Raw genomic sequence first — 19,494 nt, 5'->3', positions numbered from 1 at the left:
CGCGCCCATATTCAAGGGGATTAATGTCCGCCAAGGATGCCTGTTTTAACACCGTAATCAACGGCCAGCGCGTAATCGGGGTCATCGTCACTATCCACGATCAGGTGCCCCGCTTTGGACAGCAGCTGATGGCAATCGTGGCTGATGTGGCGCAACTGGATACGCTTGCCTGCGGCCTCGTATTTACCGGCAATCGCTTCGATCGCTTGCAGCGCTGATTGGTCAACGACGCGGCTTTCGTCAAAGTCGATGATGACCAATGACGGATCGCTTTCGACATCAAACAGTTCGGTGAAACCGTCAGATGACCCAAAGAACAGCGGACCACGGATTTGGTAAACCTTTGCACCTTCGGGCGTTTCATGTGTCTTGGCGTTAATGCGTGTGGCGTTGTTCCAAGCATAGGCAAGCGCCGAAACGATCACACCAACCACAACAGCGGTCGCCAGATCAGTTGCAACGGTCACCACAGTCACAAGAATGGTCACGAATGCGTCCATACGCGGTACTTTGCGTAGGATTGTAAGCGAGTTCCAAGCGAATGTGCCGATCACAACCATGAACATCACACCCACAAGTGCAGCAAGCGGGATACGTTCGATCAGGCTGCTTGCGAACAGGATAAACGCCAGCAAGAACAGCGCCGCCGCGATGCCAGCAACACGAGTACGACCGCCGGATTTCACGTTAATCATCGACTGACCGATCATCGCGCAACCGCCCATACCACCAAAGAAACCGGTGACTGTGTTCGCTGCACCCTGTGCGATGCATTCTTGGCTTGCGCCGCCACGGTTGCCCGTCATTTCACCAACAAGGTTCAGCGTCAGCAGGCTTTCGATCAAACCAATCGCAGCGAGGATCAAAGCATAAGGCAAGATGATCTCAACCGTTTCCCAGGTCATCGGAACCATCGGGATATGGAACGGTGGCAGACCACCCTCGATGCTCGCCAAATCGCCAACCAGTGGGACATCAAGCCCGAAACCGATCACGATAGCTGCAACAATACCGATACCAGCAAGCGGTGCCGGGATCGCATTCGTCAACTTTGGAATGAAGTAGATAATCGCCATCGTCAGAACGACCAGCCCCAGCATCAGCGCCAGCGGGCCACCTGACAGCCATTCACCGCCACCAACACCATGGCCGACAGCTTCGGCTGTACCGGGAACCTTGAACTGCCCCAACTGCGCAAGGAAAATCACGATTGCGAGGCCGTTCACAAAGCCAAGCATCACTGGATGCGGCACAAGGCGAATGAATTTCCCCCAGCGCATGATCCCAACGAAAATCTGGATCAGCCCCATAAGAACGACAGTCGCAAACAGATATTCAACACCATGCTGAGCAACAAGGCTAACCATCACAACAGCCAACGCACCTGTCGCACCCGAAATCATACCGGGACGGCCACCAAAGATGGCAGTGATCAAACCAACGATAAACGCGGCATACAAACCAACCAAAGGCTGAACGCCTGCGACGAAAGCAAAGGCAACCGCCTCTGGAACCAGCGCCAAGGCAACTGTCAGCCCTGAAAGCACATCAATGCGAAGCTGTTTGGGTGTCAAAGGTGCGTTCGGATCGCTAATCGAAAGACTATCTGCGAAACTCGCTAAAAGAGCGCGGGCCATGAGGATTCCTGTCAAAATGGGGATGTTACGCATGCCCTATCGGACCTGCGTGCAATTGTCACCCCTTGGGGCGCAGGTGCCTTATATTGTTGCGACAACGGCACGCCTGCAGGGGTTCACATTTGATTGGTTCCCAGCCAAAGTTACGCGGATCGAATTCAAGGCAGGTGACTAAAATGCAAACGAAAATCGGCATCATTGGTGGTTCAGGCATCTATGATATGGACGGGCTAGAAGATGCAAAATGGGTCACAGTCGAAAGCCCATGGGGCACGCCATCTGACGCAATTCTGACTGGAACGCTAAACGGGGTCGCAATGGCGTTTCTGCCACGCCACGGCCGCGGGCACCTGCATTCCCCCACAACAGTGCCTTATCGGGCCAATATCGATGCGCTAAAACGGCTGGGCGTAACCGACATCATCAGCGTCAGCGCCTGTGGATCGTTCCGCGAAGAACTCGCCCCCGGTGATTTCGTCATCGTCGATCAATTCATCGACCGAACCTTTGCACGCGAAAAATCGTTCTTTGGCACTGGCTGTGTCGCACATGTCAGCGTCGCGCACCCAACGTGCGAACGTCTTTCAGACGCTTGCGAAACCGCCGGTCGCGATGCGGGCATCACAATTCACCGAGGCGGCACCTATCTGGCGATGGAAGGGCCGCAGTTTTCGTCCATGGCCGAAAGCAAAATGTACCGCGAATGGGGCTGCGATGTGATCGGGATGACCAACATGCCCGAGGCCAAACTCGCCCGCGAAGCAGAGATTTGCTATGCCTCAGTCGCGATGATCACAGATTACGATAGCTGGCACCCAGATCACGGGGCCGTGGACATCACCGAAATTATCGCAACGCTCAATGGAAACGGAACCAAAGCCCGCGATCTTGTCTCTCGACTCCCGGCGCTACTCGGGGCAAAACGCGAGACTTGCCCACACGGCTGTGACCGGGCGCTTGAATACGCGGTTATGACCGCCCCTGATAAACGCGACCCTGCGCTGGTCGCCAAACTAGACGCCGTCGCTGGCCGTATCCTTTAGAAAGACCACCATGAAAACCGTCCAAGACTACATCCGCACCATCCCTGACTTTCCACACGAAGGGATCATGTTCCGCGATGTCACCACATTGTTCAGCGACCCACGCGGTTTTCGGATCGCCATCGACCAACTGCTGCACCCCTACGCGGGCCAGCCAATCAACAAGGTCATCGGACTAGAGGCACGTGGGTTTATCCTTGGCGGTGCAATCGCGCACCAATTGGGCAAAGGTTTCGTACCCATCCGTAAAAAAGGCAAACTGCCCGGCAAAACCATCGAACAGGCCTATACGCTTGAATACGGTGAGGCCGTGATGGAAGTCCACGACGACGCCCTACAGCCCGGTGAAAAGGTCCTGATGGTCGACGATCTACTCGCCACAGGCGGCACCGCCGAAGCCGGAATCAAGCTGATCGAACGCATGGGCGCCGAAGTCGTCGGCTGCGCCTTCGTCATCGACCTACCCGACCTAGGCGGCCGCAAAAGACTGGAAGGCCTAGGAATGGACGTGCACGCGCTGTGTTCGTTTGAAGGTGAATAGTATTTGAACGCTTGGACGGCAGGTTTGCGGGACGAAGCTGCCGTTCACGTCCGTGCCGCCAATGCCCGCTTTATGGTACATTCAAATATCAGGCTCTCTTCCAAACCAAGCACGCACTTCATTGATTTGTTCCTCTGTCCGCCTGCATCTTCCCCAAAAGACTTCTGCAAACCTTCCGAACTCTGTCTCATTGCGAGTAACAAACGCGGCAAGCCCCACAATAGTGTCGGGATCAAAAAACAAGCCAGGGGAATCCTCAGCAATATTCGAGATTTCTAACATTCCATCACGACCACTCAGAACATCTGCGAACCCACCAGCATATCTCAGGCCATAATTGGAGTTTCCAATGCTAAACGCGAGGTAAACTGATCCTCCGTCCCTCAATGCTTCAGGCGCAACAATGAGTGCTGCCTCGGATAGATCAAATGACTGGTTCATCATCACAAAACTCGAATGAATTGCACTTACGAGATAGGTTCAGCAACTATAGCTGACCTTGGCGGAAAACAGCGTTCCTGCAAGATGGGCTCGTAGCTGCCGTTCGATAGTTTTCTACCTCGCCCCGCCCTATCCCGACTAACTTCGCAGTACCGCGCCCGGGTTCATGATCCCTTGCGGATCCAGCGCGTCTTTGATCGCCCGTAGCATAGCGAGTTTGGCCGGATCACCGTATTTTTCCAGATCAGAAACTTTCAGCCGGCCGATCCCGTGTTCGGCACTAACGGAGCCTTCCATTTCTGACACCAGATCATGCACCGTTTGCTTTACCGCGCCGCGTAAGGCGTCGTATTCGTCGCGGCTGCGCCCTAGGGCAGGGAATACGTTATAGTGCAGGTTGCCGTCGCCTAAGTGCCCAAAACAGTTGATCCGAAAATCACCAACTTCTGCCAGCGCCTTGCCACCCTGCTCAATGAAATCGGGGATGATGCTTAGCGGCAGCGCGATATCGTGCGAGCTAACGGAACCGATCCTGCGGTTGGCTTCGGGGATGTTTTCGCGGATATCCCAAAGTTCCTGACGCTGTGCGCGGCTTTGCGCGATCACACCATCGGTGACCAGCCCTTTCTCAAAACCCGCTTCGAACAACCCTTCCAACGCGTCTTCGGGGCTAAGCCCTGCAGGCAGCCCCACGTCGACAAGTACGCACCATTCAGGCACTTCGTTAAACGGCTGGCGTAGCTCAGGGCCGACTTCGGTCAGAAAATCCATGCCCTGGCGGTGCATGATCTCAAACGCTGAAATCCCGTCACCGATACGCGCACCGGCAAGCGCCAGCAAATCAAGCGCGGCTTGCGGCGATGGCACTGCCATCATCGCAGCACCAATACCAACCGGACGCGGCGCCAGCTTGAGCGCGGCTGCAGTAATGATGCCCAGTGTGCCTTCGGCACCGATCATCAGATCACGCAAGTCATAGCCAGTATTGTCTTTGCGCAACCGCGTTAGCCCATGCCAGATAGTACCATCCGGGCGCACGACCTCTAACCCCAAACACAGCGCGCGCGCATTACCGTAGCGCAGAACGTTCACGCCGCCTGCATTCGTAGATAGCAAACCACCAATCCGCGCGGAGCCTTCAGAGGCAAGCGAAAGTGGGAACAAGCGATCCACATCTTCGGCAGCATTTTGGACATCAGCCAAGATAACACCGGCATCGCAGACCAAAACGTTTTCAGTTGGATAAACAGCACGGATCTTGTTCATACGCTCAAGCGAAATAACGACAGGCTTTGGCCCTTCATCGGTCAACTGACCGCCAACCAACCCAGTGCCACCACCATAAGGAATGATGCCTATATTTGCTTCTGCACAGGCCTTCACCAGCGTCGCCACCTCTTCAGTGTTGCTTGGCGCAACGACAAAGCCCTGCCCCGTCCAGCGCCCACGCGGTTCGGACATATAAAGCGCAGTGTCATCCTTGAACGCCGCTGCGGGCAGCGCGGCACGCAGCTGCGCTTCGAATTCCGGCGTGACAGGGTTTAGCATGACGCGATCCTTTGTTGGTTAACCGACGTCGGTTTTACCGCGACGATCATGGCGTAGGTTGGCATAAAGCACATGGTTCCGCCAACGCCCGTTGATCTGCAAATAGCTTTGCGCGACGCCTTCGTATTTATAGCCACATTGTTCAAGCAACCGCCGCGACGGGTTGTTTTCTGGCAAACACCCGGCCTCAAGCCGGCTAAGGTCAAGCGCCGTAAATGCGTGGTGCGCGACGGCCTGTAGCGCCTCGCGCATGTATCCTTGGCGGGCAAACGGTTCACCGACCCAATAACCGGTCGTTCCTGCCTGCGACGGGCCGCGCCGGATATTGTCTAAGGTGATACCACCGATCAACGCCTGATCTTCGCGGCGGATCAAAAACAGCGGTAGCGCCGTTCCATTCGCAATAGACCGCTGCGCCCAATAAACGCGATTAGTAAACGCCTTGCGCGTCAGATGATCCGTCGCCCACGTCGGCTCCCACGGGGTTAGAAACGCAGCGCTATCATGACGCAGCGATGACCAAGCACGGTAATCGCCATGAATGGGTGGGCGTAATGTCAGCCGTTCGGTTTCAATCCGGACCTTTCGCTTGGTCCCCAGCATCAGGCCGCCAACCGTTCTTTCAATGCGTCCAATGTCGGTGCAGCCTTGGCTGGTCCATAAAGCGCAAGGCCCGTACCTGTGTCCCCGGCCATTTTCTCGGCAAAGGCTTTGACGTCACCTGTCGTTACCGCATCGATATGCGCGATGGTTTCGTCAAGCGTTGGAATCCGGTCCCAGATGGACAGCAAGCGTGCAAGTCGTTCAGCCCGGTTTGACGGGCTTTCAAGCCCCATCAACAAACCAGCCTTCATCTGCGCACGGGCACGGGCGACTTCTGCAGCAGTCATATCGTCAGCCGCACGTTTCATTTCGTCGATGGTGATATTGGACAGCTCAGCGATCTGTTCAGCACTGGTTCCTGCGTAGATCGTTGTCATCCCAGTGTCTTCATACGCACCAGTTTGGGCGAATATCGAATAACACAAACCACGGTTTTCACGGATCTCTTGGAACAGGCGCGACGACACACCGCCCCCCATGACAGAGCTATAGATTTGCGCGGTGTAAATCATCGGATCACGGTAATCCGGCCCTTCAAGACCCAGCGCGAAATGTACCTGCTCAAGATCTTTGATATTGCGGATTTCGCCGCCGCCAAATTTGGCGGGCTGAATCAGGTTTGGACCACGATCAAGCGCGGGCAGATGACCAAACAAAGCCTCTGCTTGGGCGACGATTTTTTCGTGATCAACAGCACCGGCAGCCGCCAAAATCATTTGGTTCGGGCCGTAATGCTCTGCAACGAACTGCTTTAGATCATCTTGCTTGAACGCGCTGACACGTTCGGTTGGACCCAAGATCGTGCGACCCAAGGCCTGATCGGGGTAAGACACCTCTTGCAACCAATCGAACACCATTTCGTCAGGCGTATCGATGGTCATGCCAATCTCTTGCAGGATCACGCCACGCTCGATTTCAACGTCTTCAGGGCTGAATATCGAATTCATCAAGATATCGGCAATAACGTCCAAACCAAGCGGCACATCATCTTCGAGAAGCCTTACATAATATGCGGTCGCTTCCCTGCTGGTATATGCATTGATGTAGCCGCCAACGTCTTCGATGCTTTCGGCGATTTGCAGGGCGCTGCGCGTTTTAGTTCCCTTGAACGCCATGTGTTCAAGGAAATGCGCGATGCCGTTTTGCTCTAGCCGTTCGTGGCGTCCACCTGCGTCGACCCAGATGCCAATGCTGGCAGATTTCAGGGTCGGCATGTGCTCTGTCACGATCCGAAAACCGTTGGACAGGGTGTGCAGTTCAATTGTCAAATTCAGATCCGTTCCCTGATGACTGCTTGCAATGCAGCAAGATCATTGGCCACGCGTGTGACCCGCTCTGGTCGGTCATATAGGTCCGCCATCCGAGGTGGAAGAGGTGCCGCGACGCCTGATGCCTCTTTCACGGCATCTGGGAACTTGGCCGGGTGCGCAGTGGCGAGTGTGACCATCGGGGTCGCACCCAAATGCGTCTCGGCCACGTGAACACCAACGGCGGTGTGCGGGCAAAGCAGTTCGCCAGTATTAGCGCGGTAAGATTTGATCGCAGCTTGCGTGTCTTCTTCGGATGCCCGGCCAGATTTGAAAGTGTCCTTTAGCATCTGATAGGCACCTTGGCTGATCTGAAAACCACCACTCTTCAGGTCTTCCATCTGACCAGCGACAGCCGCGCCATCGCGGCCATAGGCATCGAACAACGCGCGTTCAAAGTTGGAACTGACCTGAATATCCATTGATGGGCTAATCGTTGGGGTCACGCCTTCTTTGGTATAGGCGCCAGTTTCCAACGTGCGGTGCAAGATGTCGTTACGGTTGGTCGCAACAACCAGATCGGCAATTGGAAGGCCCATCTTTTTAGCAATGTAGCCCGCAAAGATATCACCGAAGTTCCCGGTCGGAACGGTAAAGCTCACCTCGCGGTGTGGCGCACCAAGGCTGACAGCGGCGGTAAAGTAGTAAACAACCTGCGCCAAAACGCGGCCCCAGTTGATCGAGTTCACGCCAGCAAGTTTCACATCTTCGCGGAACGCAAAGTCATTAAACATGTCTTTGACCGCTGCTTGGCAATCATCAAAATCACCATCAACGGCGAGCGCATGCACGTTCGCTTCGCTAGGCGTTGTCATCTGGCGGCGCTGTACTTCGGACACGCGACCATGCGGAAACAAGATGAACACGTCGACATTCGACAGCCCACGGAAGGCTTCGATCGCGGCAGAGCCAGTATCACCCGATGTTGCACCAACGATTGTGACGCGATCACCGGAACGCGACAGTGCTGCTTGGAACATTTGGCCAATCAGCTGCATCGCGAAATCTTTGAACGCGAGCGTCGGACCGTGGAACAGTTCCAGCAAAAAGTGGTTCGGCGCCAGCTGCACCAACGGCGCACGGGCCGCGTGGCCAAAACCAGCATAGGCTTTGGCGATCAATTCACGAAATTGGCTGTCGCTGAATGTATCGCCGATAAACGGGCGCATGACCTCAAAGGCGACTTCTTCATACGACTTGCCAGCCATCGCCGCAATTTGCGCATTGGTTAACGTCGGCACCTCTTCGGGGACGTACAGGCCGCCATCGCGAGCAAGGCCAGTTAGCATTGCCTCTTCAAATGTCAGCGCAGGTGCAGAGCCACGGGTTGAGATATAGCGCATAGGTCAGACGTCCTTTTGGCGGGTCGTACGGAAGATAAGAAACATAGTCATGGCAGCCCAAACAATAGCCAGCAAGAACCAAGTAATCGCGTATTCAAGGTGATCGTTCTTTATGCCTGAAGTTTCTACAGGCAAAGGGGTTAGTCGTGGGTCGGCGGGCGTGGCGGTGCTAACCACGACCATAAATGGCTGGGTCGACAGGGCCGCGGCCATCATTTCGACATTCCGGGCGAACCAAATGTTTTTGGTGGTGTCAGGATCGGGCGTGCTGCTGTTTTGATCATCCGGCCAAAGCAAAGTGCCGGTGATCTGCATCGGCGCGATCAGCGGCGCGGCGTCTTTGATGTCGAGCGGCAAAAGGCCGAGATCGAGAAGTATGTCGTTCCCGTCATCAAGCGTAAATTTCGAAATAACGCGGTAGCCAGTTCCCGCCGCAGTTCCAGAAGTCAGAACATGCAGCTCTTCACCGGTCGGCGTGCCAGACAATGTGACCCGCGTATATTCGTTGGTTTCTTCTGTGGCACTAAAATCAAAAGGCCGCGGCGCACCTGTCAGGCGGCTATCAAGCTCTGCCAAGATGCCCTCTTTCCAAGCGAGGCGCTGCACCTGCCAGACGCCAAGGCTGATGAGAACCCCACAGCCCGCAATTCCAAGAAGAAGAGGAAAGATTAACTTACGCAGCATTTTGCGCCTTTAAAGAGAAAAACGCGCGAGAAGCCCCGCGCGTTTGGTATCAGGGGTGGTGGGTCAAGACCCACCCTACGGACCGGGTCGGTCGGCTTAGCCGCCCCACACGTAAACAGCTGCGAATAGGAACAGCCATACGACGTCAACAAAGTGCCAGTACCATGCGGCAGCTTCGAACCCGATGTGCTTTTCAGGGGTAAAGTCACCCTTTTGCAGACGGATCAGGCAAACCAGCAGAAAGATTGTCCCGATGAATACGTGTGCACCGTGGAAACCTGTCGCCATAAAGAAGTTGGCACCATAGATGTTGCCGCCGAAACCAAATGTCGCGTGGCTATATTCGTAGGCTTGGAACACCGTGAAGATAGCGCCAAGAACAACAGCAAGGATCAGGCCCCACTTCATGTCTTCGCGGTTGTTTTCGTGAACCAGCGCGTGGTGTGCCCAAGTCGCAGCAGCACCTGAACACAGCAGGATCAGCGTGTTGATCAGTGGCAGGTGCCAAGGGTCAAATGTTTCGATCCCAGCAGGTGGCCAAACGCCGTCCTGAATTGGGCTCATTGGGCCCATTGGGTACATGGCGTGCTTGAAGAAAGACCAGAACCAAGCTGCAAAGAACATCACTTCGGACATGATGAACATGATAAAGCCGTAACGCAGACCGATACGCACCACAGGTGTGTGATCGCCAACACGGCTTTCAGCGATAACGTCTGCCCACCACGCGTACATGACGTATAGAACGGCAGCGAGGCCGATCAGGAACATGTAAGGTCCGGAAACAGTCATCGCGCCAAAGAACATTGGCATCGGGCCAGCCATCCAACCGACGGCACCCAACAGCATGACAAATGCGCCAAGACCGCCCATCAAAGGCCAAATCGAAGGTGGCAGAATGTGATAATCGTGATTTTTTGCATGCGCCATGTGGTGCGTCCCTATCGGCTGGTCGTTAGTTCGTTTCTATGGCGTCTTGCGGCGCCGTTGTCAAAGTCGAGGACGTCGCAGCGGACTGCAGCTCTTCCTCGGGTAGGTCGATTTGGTAGAAAGTATAGCTTAGCGTGATTGTATGCACGTGTTTGCCTTCGCGGTCATCCACGATCGCCGGATCCACAAAGAAGCTGACGGGCATCATCACTGTTTCGCCGGGCTGTAAAACCTGTTCGGTAAAGCAAAAACATTCAATCTTATCAAAGAATGCACCGGCTTCGTACGGTGTCACGTTATAAGCCGCCTGCCCTGCGATTGGCACATCAAGCGGGTTATGCGCCTCGTAATAGGCAAGGCCAGTTTCGCCGATACGCAGTTCCATTTCGCGAACTTCAGGTTCAAAAGACCAAGGCATATCGCGCTCAAGTGACGCATCAAAGCGAACCTTGATGGTTTGATCCAGAATCACATCGCTGCCAGCATCGGCAACATTTGTGATTCCACCAAATCCAGTGACACGGCAAAACCAGTCGTAAAACGGTACCGAAGCGTAAGCCAAACCACCCATCATCACGACGACCGCGCTTGTCATAAGCGCAGTGCGTTGCGGACCGGGAAGGTTCGGAAACAGCTTCATTCGGTTCCCTCTTCAGGAACGATCTGAGGGCGGGCCACGTGGTCAAATGTTTCGAACTGGCGCGCATCGCCCAGCTGCAGAACTTTAACCACAGTCAAGCCAAAGACGATCCCGACGAATCCGATCAGCAGCATCAAAACACCGTAGTTCCGGTTTTTGCGGCGACCGTGGACTTCATGTTCAACCTTGATCGCCATTTACCAGCCCCCAAGCCCGTATTGACGCAATGCTGCCTCAAGCAGTAGCGCGCAGAAGTGAGCGAAGAGATAATACAGCGAAACTTTGAAGACGCCGATCTCGACCTTGTGCTTATCTGCTTCACAGGCCGCATCGTCGCGACGGTAAATATCAAATGCGCCCTTCAGGAACCAAGCGTTCATAACAACAGCGACAGCCATATAGATCGGCCCACCGATTGACGTAATGCCAAGCCCCAGCGCAACGGGCACCAGTAGAATTGTATAGATCAACACATGGCGACGCGTAGCGTCACGACCATGTGTTTCTGTCAGCATCGGCACGCCAGCATTGCCATAGTCGGATTTCACAAATAGCGCGAGCGCCCAAAAATGCGGGGGTGTCCACATGAAGATCAGCGCAAACATCAGGATGCTTTCAATGCTGATTCCGCCAGTCGCAACCGCCCAACCAATCATCGGAGGGAAAGCACCAGCCGCACCACCAATAACGATGTTTTGCGGCGTCGCCCGTTTCAGGAACATCGAATAGACGACAGCGTAAAAGAAGATGGTGAACGCAAGAAGGAAAGCCGCCAGAAAATTGGTCGCAAGTGCCAGAAGGATAACGGCGAAACCCGAAAGGGCCAAACCAATGCCCAGCGCTTCGCCCGGCTCTACCCGGCCTGAAGGGATCGGGCGCGTGGCCGTCCGCTTCATCAACTGATCAATGTCAGCGTCCCACCACATATTCAACGCGCCAGAGGCCCCAGCCCCAACCGCGATGCATAAGATGCTCACGAACCCAATGAAGGGGTGAACTGGTAGCGGAGCAACCAGCAGACCAACCAAGGCAGTGAAGACAACCAGCGACATGACGCGCGGCTTCAACAGGGCAAAGTAATCGCCCATGTTAGCCTCGTAATTGCTGTCTTGCGCGCTGATGTCGCTCATGCTGGACCTTTCCGCAGGGGCGGGTTGAAACCCACCTTACAAATTTGATCTGGCGTAGGGTGGATCTTGATCCACCCCAGCTCTTAGGATTTTGCTTCGGCGAGCCAAGCGTCGTAAGTCTCTTGGCTTACAACTTTGACAGTGATCGGCATGTAAGCGTGGTCTTTACCACACAGCTCTGAACACTGACCGAAATAGATGCCTTCGCGCTCAGCCGAGAACCAAAGCTGCGCCAAGCGGCCAGGCACTGCGTCCTGCTTCACGCCAAACGCTGGGATCGTCCAAGAGTGGATAACGTCAGCAGCAGTTACTTGCATCACGACTGTCGAATTGACCGGCACGACAACTGCAGTGTCTGTCGCCAAAAGATATTCATCTTGGCTGTAACCAAATTCTTCCAGTTCATCACGTCCCAACAGGAAGCTCTCGAACTCAACGCCTTCGTCAACATATTCGTAACCCCAGTACCACTGGTAGCCAGTTACTTTGATGTTGATATCGCCTTCAGGGATCGTTTGCTGCTTGAACAGAACCGGCAGAGAGAACGAACCGATAAAGATAAGAATCACAATCGGGATAATTGTCCACGCGATCTCAAGCGGAGTGTTGTGGGTGAAACCAGCAGGTGTTGGCTGACGCTTCTGATTGTAGCGGATGATGACCCAAGCCAGCAGGCCTGTGACAAACAATGTGATAATCGTAATGATCACCAGCAACATGCCGTCCAGCCACTGCGCATCGCGCGCCAATTCGGTCGCGGCAGGCTGAAAACCAGTCCCACCGTCGATCGGATGACCAACGATTTCCAATTCCTGATTCACTTCCTGCGCTGTCGCAGATGCACCAGCCATAATCAGGCCAGTCGTGGCCCAGAGTGAGGTCGCAAAGGTTTTCAGTCGCATATTCTACCCTAACATCGTTGCGCCTCAGGCGCGTCTGGAACGGGGCTTCGCAAGGAATCCCGTTGTATCTGACCGCTCATGTCCCATATCTTGATGAACAACTCAAGAACTGCTGTTGCGGCAAAGGGCCGCTTTTGTCGATAAATTGCGCATGACTAAGGAAATTTGAATGTCAGCTGACCCCTTCCGTCCTTTTGAAACGAACCTTGATCGCGATAGCGCACTGTCTTTGCTGCGCGAAGCAACCCAAGGCGCCGACGATGGCGAACTCTTTTTGGAGCGCCGCAAATCAGAGGTGCTTTCGTTTGACGATGGCCGCGTAAAGACAGCCAGTTTCGATGCATCCGAAGGGTTCGGTCTGCGCGCTGTTCGCGGTGAAACGGCTGGTTACGCCCATTCGACCACAATCGACGAACATGCGTTACGGCGTGCAGTTTCAACGGCGCGGCTCGCGGTAGGTGACGGCGGCGGCACCATGGCCCCGCCCCCTGTCGGCACCAATCGCAAACTTTATTCTGACGCAGACCCAATGCTGCAGGCGACATTCCCCGCGAAAATCGACGTGCTCCGCGAAATCGACGCCTATGCCCGCGCGCTTGATCCGCGCGTTGTCCAAGTCTCTGCAACACTTGCTGCTTCTCACCAAGAGGTCCTGATCCTGCGCCCCGAAGGCACATTGGTCACCGATACCCGCCCGATGTCACGCCTGAACATCAGCGTGATCATCGAAGAAAACGGTAAACGCGAAAGCGGATCCATGGGCGGCGGTGGCCGCGCTGGACTGATCGGCTTGATTGGGCGCGATCACTGGGAACCCGTTGTAAAAGAAGCATTGCGCATCGCAATTGTGAACCTTGATGCAGAGCCAGCACCGGCAGGCGTTATGGATGTCGTCCTTGGACCGGGCTGGCCCGGTATCCTCCTGCACGAGGCGATTGGCCATGGGCTTGAAGGTGACTTTAACCGTAAAGGGTCATCGGCATTTGCGGGGCTTATGGGTCAACAAATTGCAGCCAAAGGCGTAACCGTTCTAGATGATGGCACAATTCCCGACCGTCGCGGTTCGATCACCGTCGACGACGAAGGCACGCCCAGCGCCAAGAACACCCTTATCGAAGACGGCGTTCTGGTGGGCTATATGCAAGACCGCCAAAATGCACGGCTGATGGGCGTCGCACCTACGGGTAACGGACGCCGCGAAAGCTATGCCCACGCACCAATGCCCCGCATGACGAACACTTATATGTTGTCAGGCGATGCGAGCCCCGAAAGCCTTGTCGCTGACCTAAAGGACGGCATCTATGCAGTCGGGTTCGGCGGTGGTCAGGTCGATATCACCAACGGCAAATTCGTGTTTTCCTGCACCGAAGCCTACCGCGTAAAGAACGGTGTGGTCGGTGCCCCAGTAAAAGGCGCGACCCTTATCGGGGACGGCGCAACCGCACTGAAACAGATTCGCGGGATCGGCAACGACATGCAGCTTGACCCCGGCATCGGCAATTGCGGTAAAGCGGGCCAATGGGTCCCGGTGGGTGTCGGCCAACCCAGCCTAATGATTGGCGGGCTGACTATTGGTGGCGCAGCCGCGTGATTTTGCGCGCGGCAATCACCTGACAAGCCAATTGAACGGGCAACATCACTTGCTCTGCATAGTTTGCCCGCTCACTGGAACCGGATAACGCAGCGTGACAGGCCAACCACCGCGTCGGCATGTGATCTCGAGTTCCCAGTTACCCGTGCCCTCTTGGTTATGCCAAACCGTTACGGGGGTACCGTCAGGCAATGGGGCAGACAGCGTATACTGCTGCGCCCCACCTGTGGCGCGTTCGGTGCGCAGGTCTGCCAAAATTGTCTTTTCGACACGCTTTTCGAAACTGTCACCATCGCTTTCGCTAATCCGATGGACGCGCGTAAAGGTCATTTGCGCAGATAGATCACGCACTGTTGCTGGCATCAAAACCTGCGCACGAAAATCCTCGCCCACCTGCGCCGGAAGCGTTCCAAGCGTCAATCGCGTCTGCCGCGCCAAACGCACAGACCGCACCGCGCCGACCAGATGGAATACAACACAGCCAAAGCAGATGGAATACAACACAGCCAAAGCAGATGGAATACAACACAGCCAAAGCAGATGATTGGGATCAACCCTAACAAATCTAAGACGCCACCATCAGGCAACGCATTCCAGAGCTGCACTGCTGAAACCAGTGCGAAAAATCCAACAATCACCGTGAAAGCCAGCCAATACCACAAATCGTTTACGGAACGGGCAGGAATCTCTTTTGACTGCCAGCGCTTTTCCCAAAGCCACGGCTGATCAGGAAAACGCTTCGTTGCAACCTGCGCAAACCGGTCCTCCTTGATCATTGTAATGCTGACCCAAAACACGCCACCAAAGACAACGGTAAACATCATCAGAAATGGGACAGCCCACCACGAAAGCTCCTGCTGTGTGAATGCAAAGAAAGTAAAAAGAAGAAACAAGAGGCTCCCTGCGCCAACGATTAGCGGTGCCTTGCTTTGCATCAGATGATCCCTTCGTATCGCCTCTGACTTCGACCAAAGCTTACGCATGGTCCCCGATACGAATCAAGCCGGTGCTCAGCCCCCAAAAAAACAGGCATGGCACACGGCGTATGCACGGCATGTGTACACAGGGTGTACAGGTTGCGACTTCATGTCTTATATATTTTTCAACGTCTTACACGCGAAATGGTGCTTGATTCAATTTTTCGCAATTTGATTCATGTCCCATTAACTCTGAAATTCTAATCCTATTCTCGTAACAGACGGAGCATAGGATGACCGGAGCAGGCAATTCTTCCAATCCCCCCCCACTCCTACCCACCACGGAAGAGGATCGGGTCAACCGGCTGCGTCTGTTACGATCGCGCCGGGTCGGTATCGCGACATATCGTCGGTTGCTGGCAGAACATGGCAGTGCGCAAAAGGCGCTAGAAGCCCTGCCACTGATCGCTCGTGAAGCAGGCGTAAAGGGGTATGAAACTTGCCCCATCGGTGTCGCCCAAGCCGAATTAAAAGCAGGTCGCGCCGCCGGCGCACATCTGATTTCAGACACGGATCCACAGTATCCAGCGAACCTACACAACATCGCTGACGCCCCGCCAATGATCTGGGCGCTTGGCAATCTTGAACTGCTATCGCGCCCGATGATCGCGTTAGTCGGCGCGCGCAATGCGTCCTCGCTTGGGACACGTATGGCGAAAAAACTGGCCGCCGAATTGGCCGAAGCCGGTTTCGCTGTGGTGTCTGGCCTTGCACGGGGAATAGACACCGCAGCGCATATCGCAGCACTGCCGGGTGGCACAATCGCGGTTCAAGCGGGCGGCGTCGATACGATATATCCTGTTGAAAACACCCAACTTGCCCATGACATCGCCCAAAAGGGCCTTCGCATTTCTGAAATGCCGATGGGCATGCAACCCCAAGCGCGGCACTTTCCAGCCCGCAACCGCATTATCTCCGGTATGGCGCAGGCCGTGATTGTGGTCGAGGCCGCCGCGAAATCGGGGAGCCTGATCACCGCCCGCAACGCGCTTGACCAAGCGCGTGATGTATTTGCAGTGCCCGGCCATCCGTTTGATGCGCGCGCCGCTGGCTGCAATATGCTGCTGCGCGACGGTGCAACGCTGGTGCGCAATGCCGCCGATGTGATCGAAGCAATCTCGCCCGTCATGCCTGACACACCGGAATTGCCGCTTGCACCACCACCGACCGCGAAACGCCCACTGCGGCAGACCGCAGCACTTCACGACGAAATCCTTTCGCGCCTTGGTCCCGCCCCTATCGCCGAGGATCAGTTACTACGCGATGTCGCCGAACCTGCCGCCAAGGTCGCGCCAGTACTTGTCGATCTTGAACTTGAAGGACGGATCGCGCGGCAGCCCGGCGGGCTATGGGCAACAGTGACCAGCTGACAACGGCTTCGCGGATCGGCCAAATCCGGGCGGAAACAGGGCCGGCATAAAGGGCGCATTGACAATCCTATACGACACCCCACATCTTGCGCCACTATATCGCACACCATCCGTTTAAAGGATTCTCATGCCAGTTGTCGTTGTCGAGTCGCCGGCCAAAGCCAAGAAAATCGAAGGTTATCTTGGTAAGGATTATACAGTTTTAGCGTCCTACGGCCACGTGCGCGACCTTCCTCCAAAGGACGGATCGGTCCTGCCCGATGAAGATTTCGACATGAAATGGGAAGTCGCCAGCGATAGCAAAAAGCATATCAAAGCCATCGTGGATGCGTTGAAAAACGACAACGAACTGATCCTCGCGACCGACCCCGACCGCGAAGGCGAAGCGATTAGCTGGCACCTGACCGAGGCTTTAACGTCACGTAAGGCGATCAAGAAAGACACCCCCGTCAGCCGGGTCGTGTTCAACGCGATTACCAAAAATGCGATTCTTGAGGCGATGAAACACCCACGCCAAGTCGACGCCCCCTTGGTCGAGGCATATCTTGCCCGCCGCGCGTTGGATTACTTGGTCGGTTTTAACCTGTCGCCTGTCTTGTGGCGCAAATTGCCCGGCGCAAAGTCCGCTGGCCGCGTGCAATCAGTAACTCTGCGACTGATCGTAGAACGCGAAATGGAAATCGAAGCGTTCCGCAATCAGGAATACTGGACCGTCAAGGCACTGCTTCAATCCCCACGCGGCCAAACGTTCGAGGCACGGCTAACTACGCTCGCTGGTAAAAAGCTTGATAAATTCGACCTTGGCAATGAAACGCAGGCCGAAATGGCTGTGCAGGCGATCAACTCGCGTGATTTGACGATCAAATCCGTCGAGGCCAAGCCGGGAACACGTAACCCGTCACCACCGTTCATGACATCAACGCTTCAGCAAGAAGCCAGCCGCAAGTTCGGCATGGGTGCGCGCCAAACTATGAGCGTCGCGCAGCGTTTGTACGAGGCCGGATTGATCACCTATATGCGTACGGATGGTATCGACATGGCCCCGGAGGCCGTGACCGGTGCGCGCGATGCGATCAAAGCCAAGTTCGGCGATAAATACATGCCCGAGAAGGCACGCGAGTACAAAAACAAAGCAAAGAACGCGCAAGAGGCCCACGAATGTATCCGCCCAACGGATATGATGCTGGCCACCGACGACGCGAACATCAAAGATGCGGATCAGCGCAAGCTATATGATTTGATCTACAAGCGTACGCTTGCTAGCCAGATGTCTGCCGCGCGTTTTGAACGCACCACCGTCGATATCGCCAGTGCCGACGAACAGGTCATCATGCGTGCCAACGGTCAGGTCATGGTGTTTGACGGCTTCATTGCGATTTATGAAGAAGGCAAAGACGACGCTGTCGTTGATGACGATGATAAGCGTCTGCCGCAGCTGACCGAAGGCGAAAAAGCCGAAAAGAAATCGGTCACCCCGGAACAGCACTTTACGCAGCCGCCGCCCCGCTACACCGAAGCCACGCTTGTTAAGCGGATGGAAGAACTGGGCATCGGCCGCCCATCAACATACGCGTCGATCGTGACCACGATTCAGGATCGTGGCTATGTTGAGAAGGAAAAGAACCGCCTGATCCCTCAGGATAAGGGCCGCTTGGTTACCGCGTTCTTGTCGAACTACTTCCGTAAATACATCGGCTATGACTTTACCGCTGATCTGGAAAACCAGTTGGACGAAGTCAGTGCGGGCGACGCCGACTATAAAAAGGTGCTTGAGCGTTTTTGGCGTGATTTTTCGGCCGCAATTGCCGAAACGGCAGACCTGCGTATCACCGAGGTTCTTGAGAAAATCAACGAGGTGCTTGAACCGCATCTGTTCCCGCCAACCGAAGACGGCAGCGATCCGCGCCTGTGCCCGAACTGTGGTGCTGGCCGCCTGTCGATGCGCACTGCGCGTTCCGGCGGGGCCTTCATCGGTTGCTCGAACTACCCAGAATGCCGTTACACCCGTCCATTCGGCCCACCAAACCCAGAGGCAGAAGCATCGGCAATTCCACCCGAAGGCAAATTGCTGGGCGAAGACGCTGGCGATCCAATCCGCGTATTCAAAGGCCGCTTTGGCCCCTACGTACAGCGCGGTGAAGTAACCGAAGACAATAAAAAGCCGCCGCGCCAAGGTGTGCCAGAAGGCTGGAACCCCGAAGAAATCGGACTTGAAGATGCATTGCGTCTGCTTGAACTGCCACGCCTGATTGGCACACACCCAGAAGATGGGGTTAACGTTTGGGCAAACTTGGGGCGTTATGGTCCTTACCTTAAGCACGCCGAAAGCACGTCTTTTAAAGGTGGCACAAACGCAAACCTCGAAAGCATCGAGGATGTTTGGACCGTGGGTATGAACCACGCCGTGCAACTGCTGGCCGAAAAAGTTGCCAGCCGTGGCAGCCGTGGCAAAGCCGCCGTGCCAATCCACGAGTTGGGCGAACACCCAGAGGCTGGTGGCCCGGTCAATATCTATGACGGTAAATACGGCCCCTATGTGAAGTGGGAAAAGATCAACGCGACTATTCCAGAAGAAATCGCACCTGCGGATCTGACCCTTGCCCAAGCGGTGCACCTTATCGACGAACGCGCCGCAAAATCCGGCAAGAAGAAACCAGCGGCCAAGAAAAAGGCCCCTGCAAAGAAAGCAGCTGCGAAAAAGACCGCCGCCAAAAAGCCTGCGGCAAAAAAGAAACCTGCTGCTAAGAAGTAGTGGTTGCCGCAGCGCAGCAATTCCATTGACTTCCCCCCATTTGCGGGTCACGCTT

20 protein-coding genes are annotated in these 19,494 nt (G+C 55.2%); 6 read left to right on the top strand and 14 right to left on the bottom strand.

The annotated features are described in order from the left end of the window. Positions 1–20: 20 nt before the first annotated feature. The gene (locus tag ACHUEV_RS15420; protein ID WP_394181406.1) at positions 21–1,637 is read right to left on the bottom strand and encodes a SulP family inorganic anion transporter; all 1,617 of its coding nucleotides are present in this window, start codon (positions 1,635–1,637) and stop codon (positions 21–23) included. Here ACHUEV_RS15420 and ACHUEV_RS15415 point away from each other — a divergent pair. The 3 genes from ACHUEV_RS15415 to ACHUEV_RS15405 are packed head-to-tail and all read left to right on the top strand — an operon-like array spanning position 1,636 to position 3,221. Further along, entirely contained in the window at positions 1,636–1,812 is a 177-nt protein-coding gene (locus ACHUEV_RS15415) for a hypothetical protein (protein ID WP_394181404.1), read from the top strand. The two genes, ACHUEV_RS15420 and ACHUEV_RS15415, sit on opposite strands and share 2 nt — an antisense overlap. Position 1,813: 1 nt before the next feature. After that, entirely contained in the window at positions 1,814–2,680 is an 867-nt protein-coding gene (locus ACHUEV_RS15410) for an S-methyl-5'-thioadenosine phosphorylase (protein ID WP_394181402.1), read from the top strand. A 10-nt stretch (positions 2,681–2,690) separates the two neighbouring features. Continuing rightward, positions 2,691–3,221, top strand: coding sequence for an adenine phosphoribosyltransferase (locus ACHUEV_RS15405; protein ID WP_394181400.1), 531 nt, complete (start codon positions 2,691–2,693; stop codon positions 3,219–3,221). 81 nt (positions 3,222–3,302) lie between these two features. Here the strand turns inward: ACHUEV_RS15405 and ACHUEV_RS15400 are convergent, their stop codons facing one another. The 11 genes from ACHUEV_RS15400 to coxB all read right to left on the bottom strand — a co-directional run bounded on the left by ACHUEV_RS15400 (position 3,303) and on the right by coxB (position 12,749). Further along, positions 3,303–3,665, bottom strand: coding sequence for a hypothetical protein (locus ACHUEV_RS15400; protein WP_394181398.1), 363 nt, complete (start codon positions 3,663–3,665; stop codon positions 3,303–3,305). Between the two features lie 135 nt (positions 3,666–3,800). Beyond that, on the bottom strand, positions 3,801–5,210 hold the full coding sequence (locus ACHUEV_RS15395; protein WP_394181396.1) for an FAD-binding oxidoreductase: 1,410 nt from the start codon (positions 5,208–5,210) through the stop codon (positions 3,801–3,803). An 18-nt stretch (positions 5,211–5,228) separates the two neighbouring features. Beyond that, positions 5,229–5,813 (bottom strand): GNAT family N-acetyltransferase, encoded by a 585-nt coding sequence (locus ACHUEV_RS15390; protein WP_106358141.1) that lies wholly within the window; start codon positions 5,811–5,813, stop codon positions 5,229–5,231. Further along, on the bottom strand, positions 5,813–7,081 hold the full coding sequence (locus ACHUEV_RS15385) for a M16 family metallopeptidase (RefSeq protein WP_106358140.1): 1,269 nt from the start codon (positions 7,079–7,081) through the stop codon (positions 5,813–5,815). The genes ACHUEV_RS15390 and ACHUEV_RS15385 overlap by 1 nt, the downstream gene beginning before the upstream one ends. A gap of 2 nt (positions 7,082–7,083) precedes the next feature. Beyond that, complete coding sequence (gene thrC / locus ACHUEV_RS15380) at positions 7,084–8,463, bottom strand: threonine synthase (RefSeq protein WP_394181393.1); 1,380 nt, start codon at positions 8,461–8,463, stop codon at positions 7,084–7,086. 3 nt (positions 8,464–8,466) lie between these two features. Next, positions 8,467–9,147, bottom strand: a complete 681-nt coding sequence (locus ACHUEV_RS15375; RefSeq protein ID WP_394181391.1) for an SURF1 family protein — start codon at positions 9,145–9,147, stop codon at positions 8,467–8,469. 96 nt (positions 9,148–9,243) lie between these two features. Beyond that, positions 9,244–10,077 (bottom strand): cytochrome c oxidase subunit 3, encoded by an 834-nt coding sequence (locus ACHUEV_RS15370; RefSeq protein WP_394181389.1) that lies wholly within the window; start codon positions 10,075–10,077, stop codon positions 9,244–9,246. A 25-nt stretch (positions 10,078–10,102) separates the two neighbouring features. Further along, positions 10,103–10,717, bottom strand: coding sequence for a cytochrome c oxidase assembly protein (locus tag ACHUEV_RS15365; protein WP_394181387.1), 615 nt, complete (start codon positions 10,715–10,717; stop codon positions 10,103–10,105). Next, complete coding sequence (locus ACHUEV_RS15360) at positions 10,714–10,914, bottom strand: hypothetical protein (RefSeq protein ID WP_106358135.1); 201 nt, start codon at positions 10,912–10,914, stop codon at positions 10,714–10,716. The genes ACHUEV_RS15365 and ACHUEV_RS15360 overlap by 4 nt, the downstream gene beginning before the upstream one ends. Then, positions 10,915–11,847, bottom strand: a complete 933-nt coding sequence (gene cyoE / locus ACHUEV_RS15355) for a heme o synthase (protein ID WP_106358134.1) — start codon at positions 11,845–11,847, stop codon at positions 10,915–10,917. 83 nt (positions 11,848–11,930) lie between these two features. Then, positions 11,931–12,749: a cytochrome c oxidase subunit II gene (gene coxB, locus ACHUEV_RS15350; protein ID WP_394181384.1), complete on the bottom strand. Its 819-nt coding sequence runs from the start codon at positions 12,747–12,749 to the stop codon at positions 11,931–11,933. 169 nt (positions 12,750–12,918) lie between these two features. On the opposite strand from coxB, the gene tldD reads away from it, so the two are divergent. Continuing rightward, on the top strand, positions 12,919–14,340 hold the full coding sequence (tldD, locus tag ACHUEV_RS15345) for a metalloprotease TldD (protein WP_394181382.1): 1,422 nt from the start codon (positions 12,919–12,921) through the stop codon (positions 14,338–14,340). Positions 14,341–14,385: 45 nt separating this feature from the next. Here the strand turns inward: tldD and ACHUEV_RS15340 are convergent, their stop codons facing one another. Both ACHUEV_RS15340 and ACHUEV_RS15335 read right to left on the bottom strand, forming a co-directional pair. Further along, complete coding sequence (locus ACHUEV_RS15340; protein ID WP_394181380.1) at positions 14,386–14,760, bottom strand: hypothetical protein; 375 nt, start codon at positions 14,758–14,760, stop codon at positions 14,386–14,388. After that, positions 14,757–15,275, bottom strand: a complete 519-nt coding sequence (locus ACHUEV_RS15335) for a hypothetical protein (RefSeq protein WP_394181378.1) — start codon at positions 15,273–15,275, stop codon at positions 14,757–14,759. Before ACHUEV_RS15335 ends, ACHUEV_RS15340 begins: the two co-directional genes overlap by 4 nt. A gap of 275 nt (positions 15,276–15,550) precedes the next feature. Here ACHUEV_RS15335 and dprA point away from each other — a divergent pair, with 275 nt between their 5' ends. Together dprA and topA are read left to right on the top strand one after the other, a co-directional pair. Continuing rightward, on the top strand, positions 15,551–16,687 hold the full coding sequence (dprA, locus tag ACHUEV_RS15330) for a DNA-processing protein DprA (protein ID WP_394181376.1): 1,137 nt from the start codon (positions 15,551–15,553) through the stop codon (positions 16,685–16,687). Positions 16,688–16,814: 127 nt separating this feature from the next. Continuing rightward, entirely contained in the window at positions 16,815–19,439 is a 2,625-nt protein-coding gene (topA, locus tag ACHUEV_RS15325) for a type I DNA topoisomerase (protein WP_394181374.1), read from the top strand. Positions 19,440–19,494 lie beyond the last annotated feature (55 nt).

It is taken from the genome of Yoonia maritima, from assembly GCF_043641945.1.
Classification (GTDB): domain Bacteria; phylum Pseudomonadota; class Alphaproteobacteria; order Rhodobacterales; family Rhodobacteraceae; genus Yoonia; species Yoonia maritima_B.
This window is presented reverse-complemented; position numbering and strand designations above follow the sequence as displayed.

Excerpts from the sequence above, each read along its gene's own strand:
- ACHUEV_RS15415 (WP_394181404.1), top strand. The coding sequence starts at position 1,636 with ATGAGGATTCCTGTCAAAATGGGGATGTTACGCATGCCCTATCGGACC.
- ACHUEV_RS15420 (WP_394181406.1), bottom strand. The coding sequence starts at position 1,637 with ATGGCCCGCGCTCTTTTAGCGAGTTTCGCAGATAGTCTTTCGATTAGC.
- ACHUEV_RS15410 (WP_394181402.1), top strand. The coding sequence starts at position 1,814 with ATGCAAACGAAAATCGGCATCATTGGTGGTTCAGGCATCTATGATATG.
- ACHUEV_RS15405 (WP_394181400.1), top strand. The coding sequence starts at position 2,691 with ATGAAAACCGTCCAAGACTACATCCGCACCATCCCTGACTTTCCACAC.
- ACHUEV_RS15400 (WP_394181398.1), bottom strand. The coding sequence starts at position 3,665 with ATGATGAACCAGTCATTTGATCTATCCGAGGCAGCACTCATTGTTGCG.
- ACHUEV_RS15395 (WP_394181396.1), bottom strand. The coding sequence starts at position 5,210 with ATGCTAAACCCTGTCACGCCGGAATTCGAAGCGCAGCTGCGTGCCGCG.
- ACHUEV_RS15390 (WP_106358141.1), bottom strand. The coding sequence starts at position 5,813 with ATGCTGGGGACCAAGCGAAAGGTCCGGATTGAAACCGAACGGCTGACA.
- thrC (WP_394181393.1), bottom strand. The coding sequence starts at position 8,463 with ATGCGCTATATCTCAACCCGTGGCTCTGCACCTGCGCTGACATTTGAA.
- ACHUEV_RS15375 (WP_394181391.1), bottom strand. The coding sequence starts at position 9,147 with ATGCTGCGTAAGTTAATCTTTCCTCTTCTTCTTGGAATTGCGGGCTGT.
- ACHUEV_RS15370 (WP_394181389.1), bottom strand. The coding sequence starts at position 10,077 with ATGGCGCATGCAAAAAATCACGATTATCACATTCTGCCACCTTCGATT.
- ACHUEV_RS15365 (WP_394181387.1), bottom strand. The coding sequence starts at position 10,717 with ATGAAGCTGTTTCCGAACCTTCCCGGTCCGCAACGCACTGCGCTTATG.
- ACHUEV_RS15360 (WP_106358135.1), bottom strand. The coding sequence starts at position 10,914 with ATGGCGATCAAGGTTGAACATGAAGTCCACGGTCGCCGCAAAAACCGG.
- cyoE (WP_106358134.1), bottom strand. The coding sequence starts at position 11,847 with ATGAGCGACATCAGCGCGCAAGACAGCAATTACGAGGCTAACATGGGC.
- coxB (WP_394181384.1), bottom strand. The coding sequence starts at position 12,749 with ATGCGACTGAAAACCTTTGCGACCTCACTCTGGGCCACGACTGGCCTG.
- tldD (WP_394181382.1), top strand. The coding sequence starts at position 12,919 with ATGTCAGCTGACCCCTTCCGTCCTTTTGAAACGAACCTTGATCGCGAT.
- ACHUEV_RS15335 (WP_394181378.1), bottom strand. The coding sequence starts at position 15,275 with ATGCAAAGCAAGGCACCGCTAATCGTTGGCGCAGGGAGCCTCTTGTTT.
- dprA (WP_394181376.1), top strand. The coding sequence starts at position 15,551 with ATGACCGGAGCAGGCAATTCTTCCAATCCCCCCCCACTCCTACCCACC.
- topA (WP_394181374.1), top strand. The coding sequence starts at position 16,815 with ATGCCAGTTGTCGTTGTCGAGTCGCCGGCCAAAGCCAAGAAAATCGAA.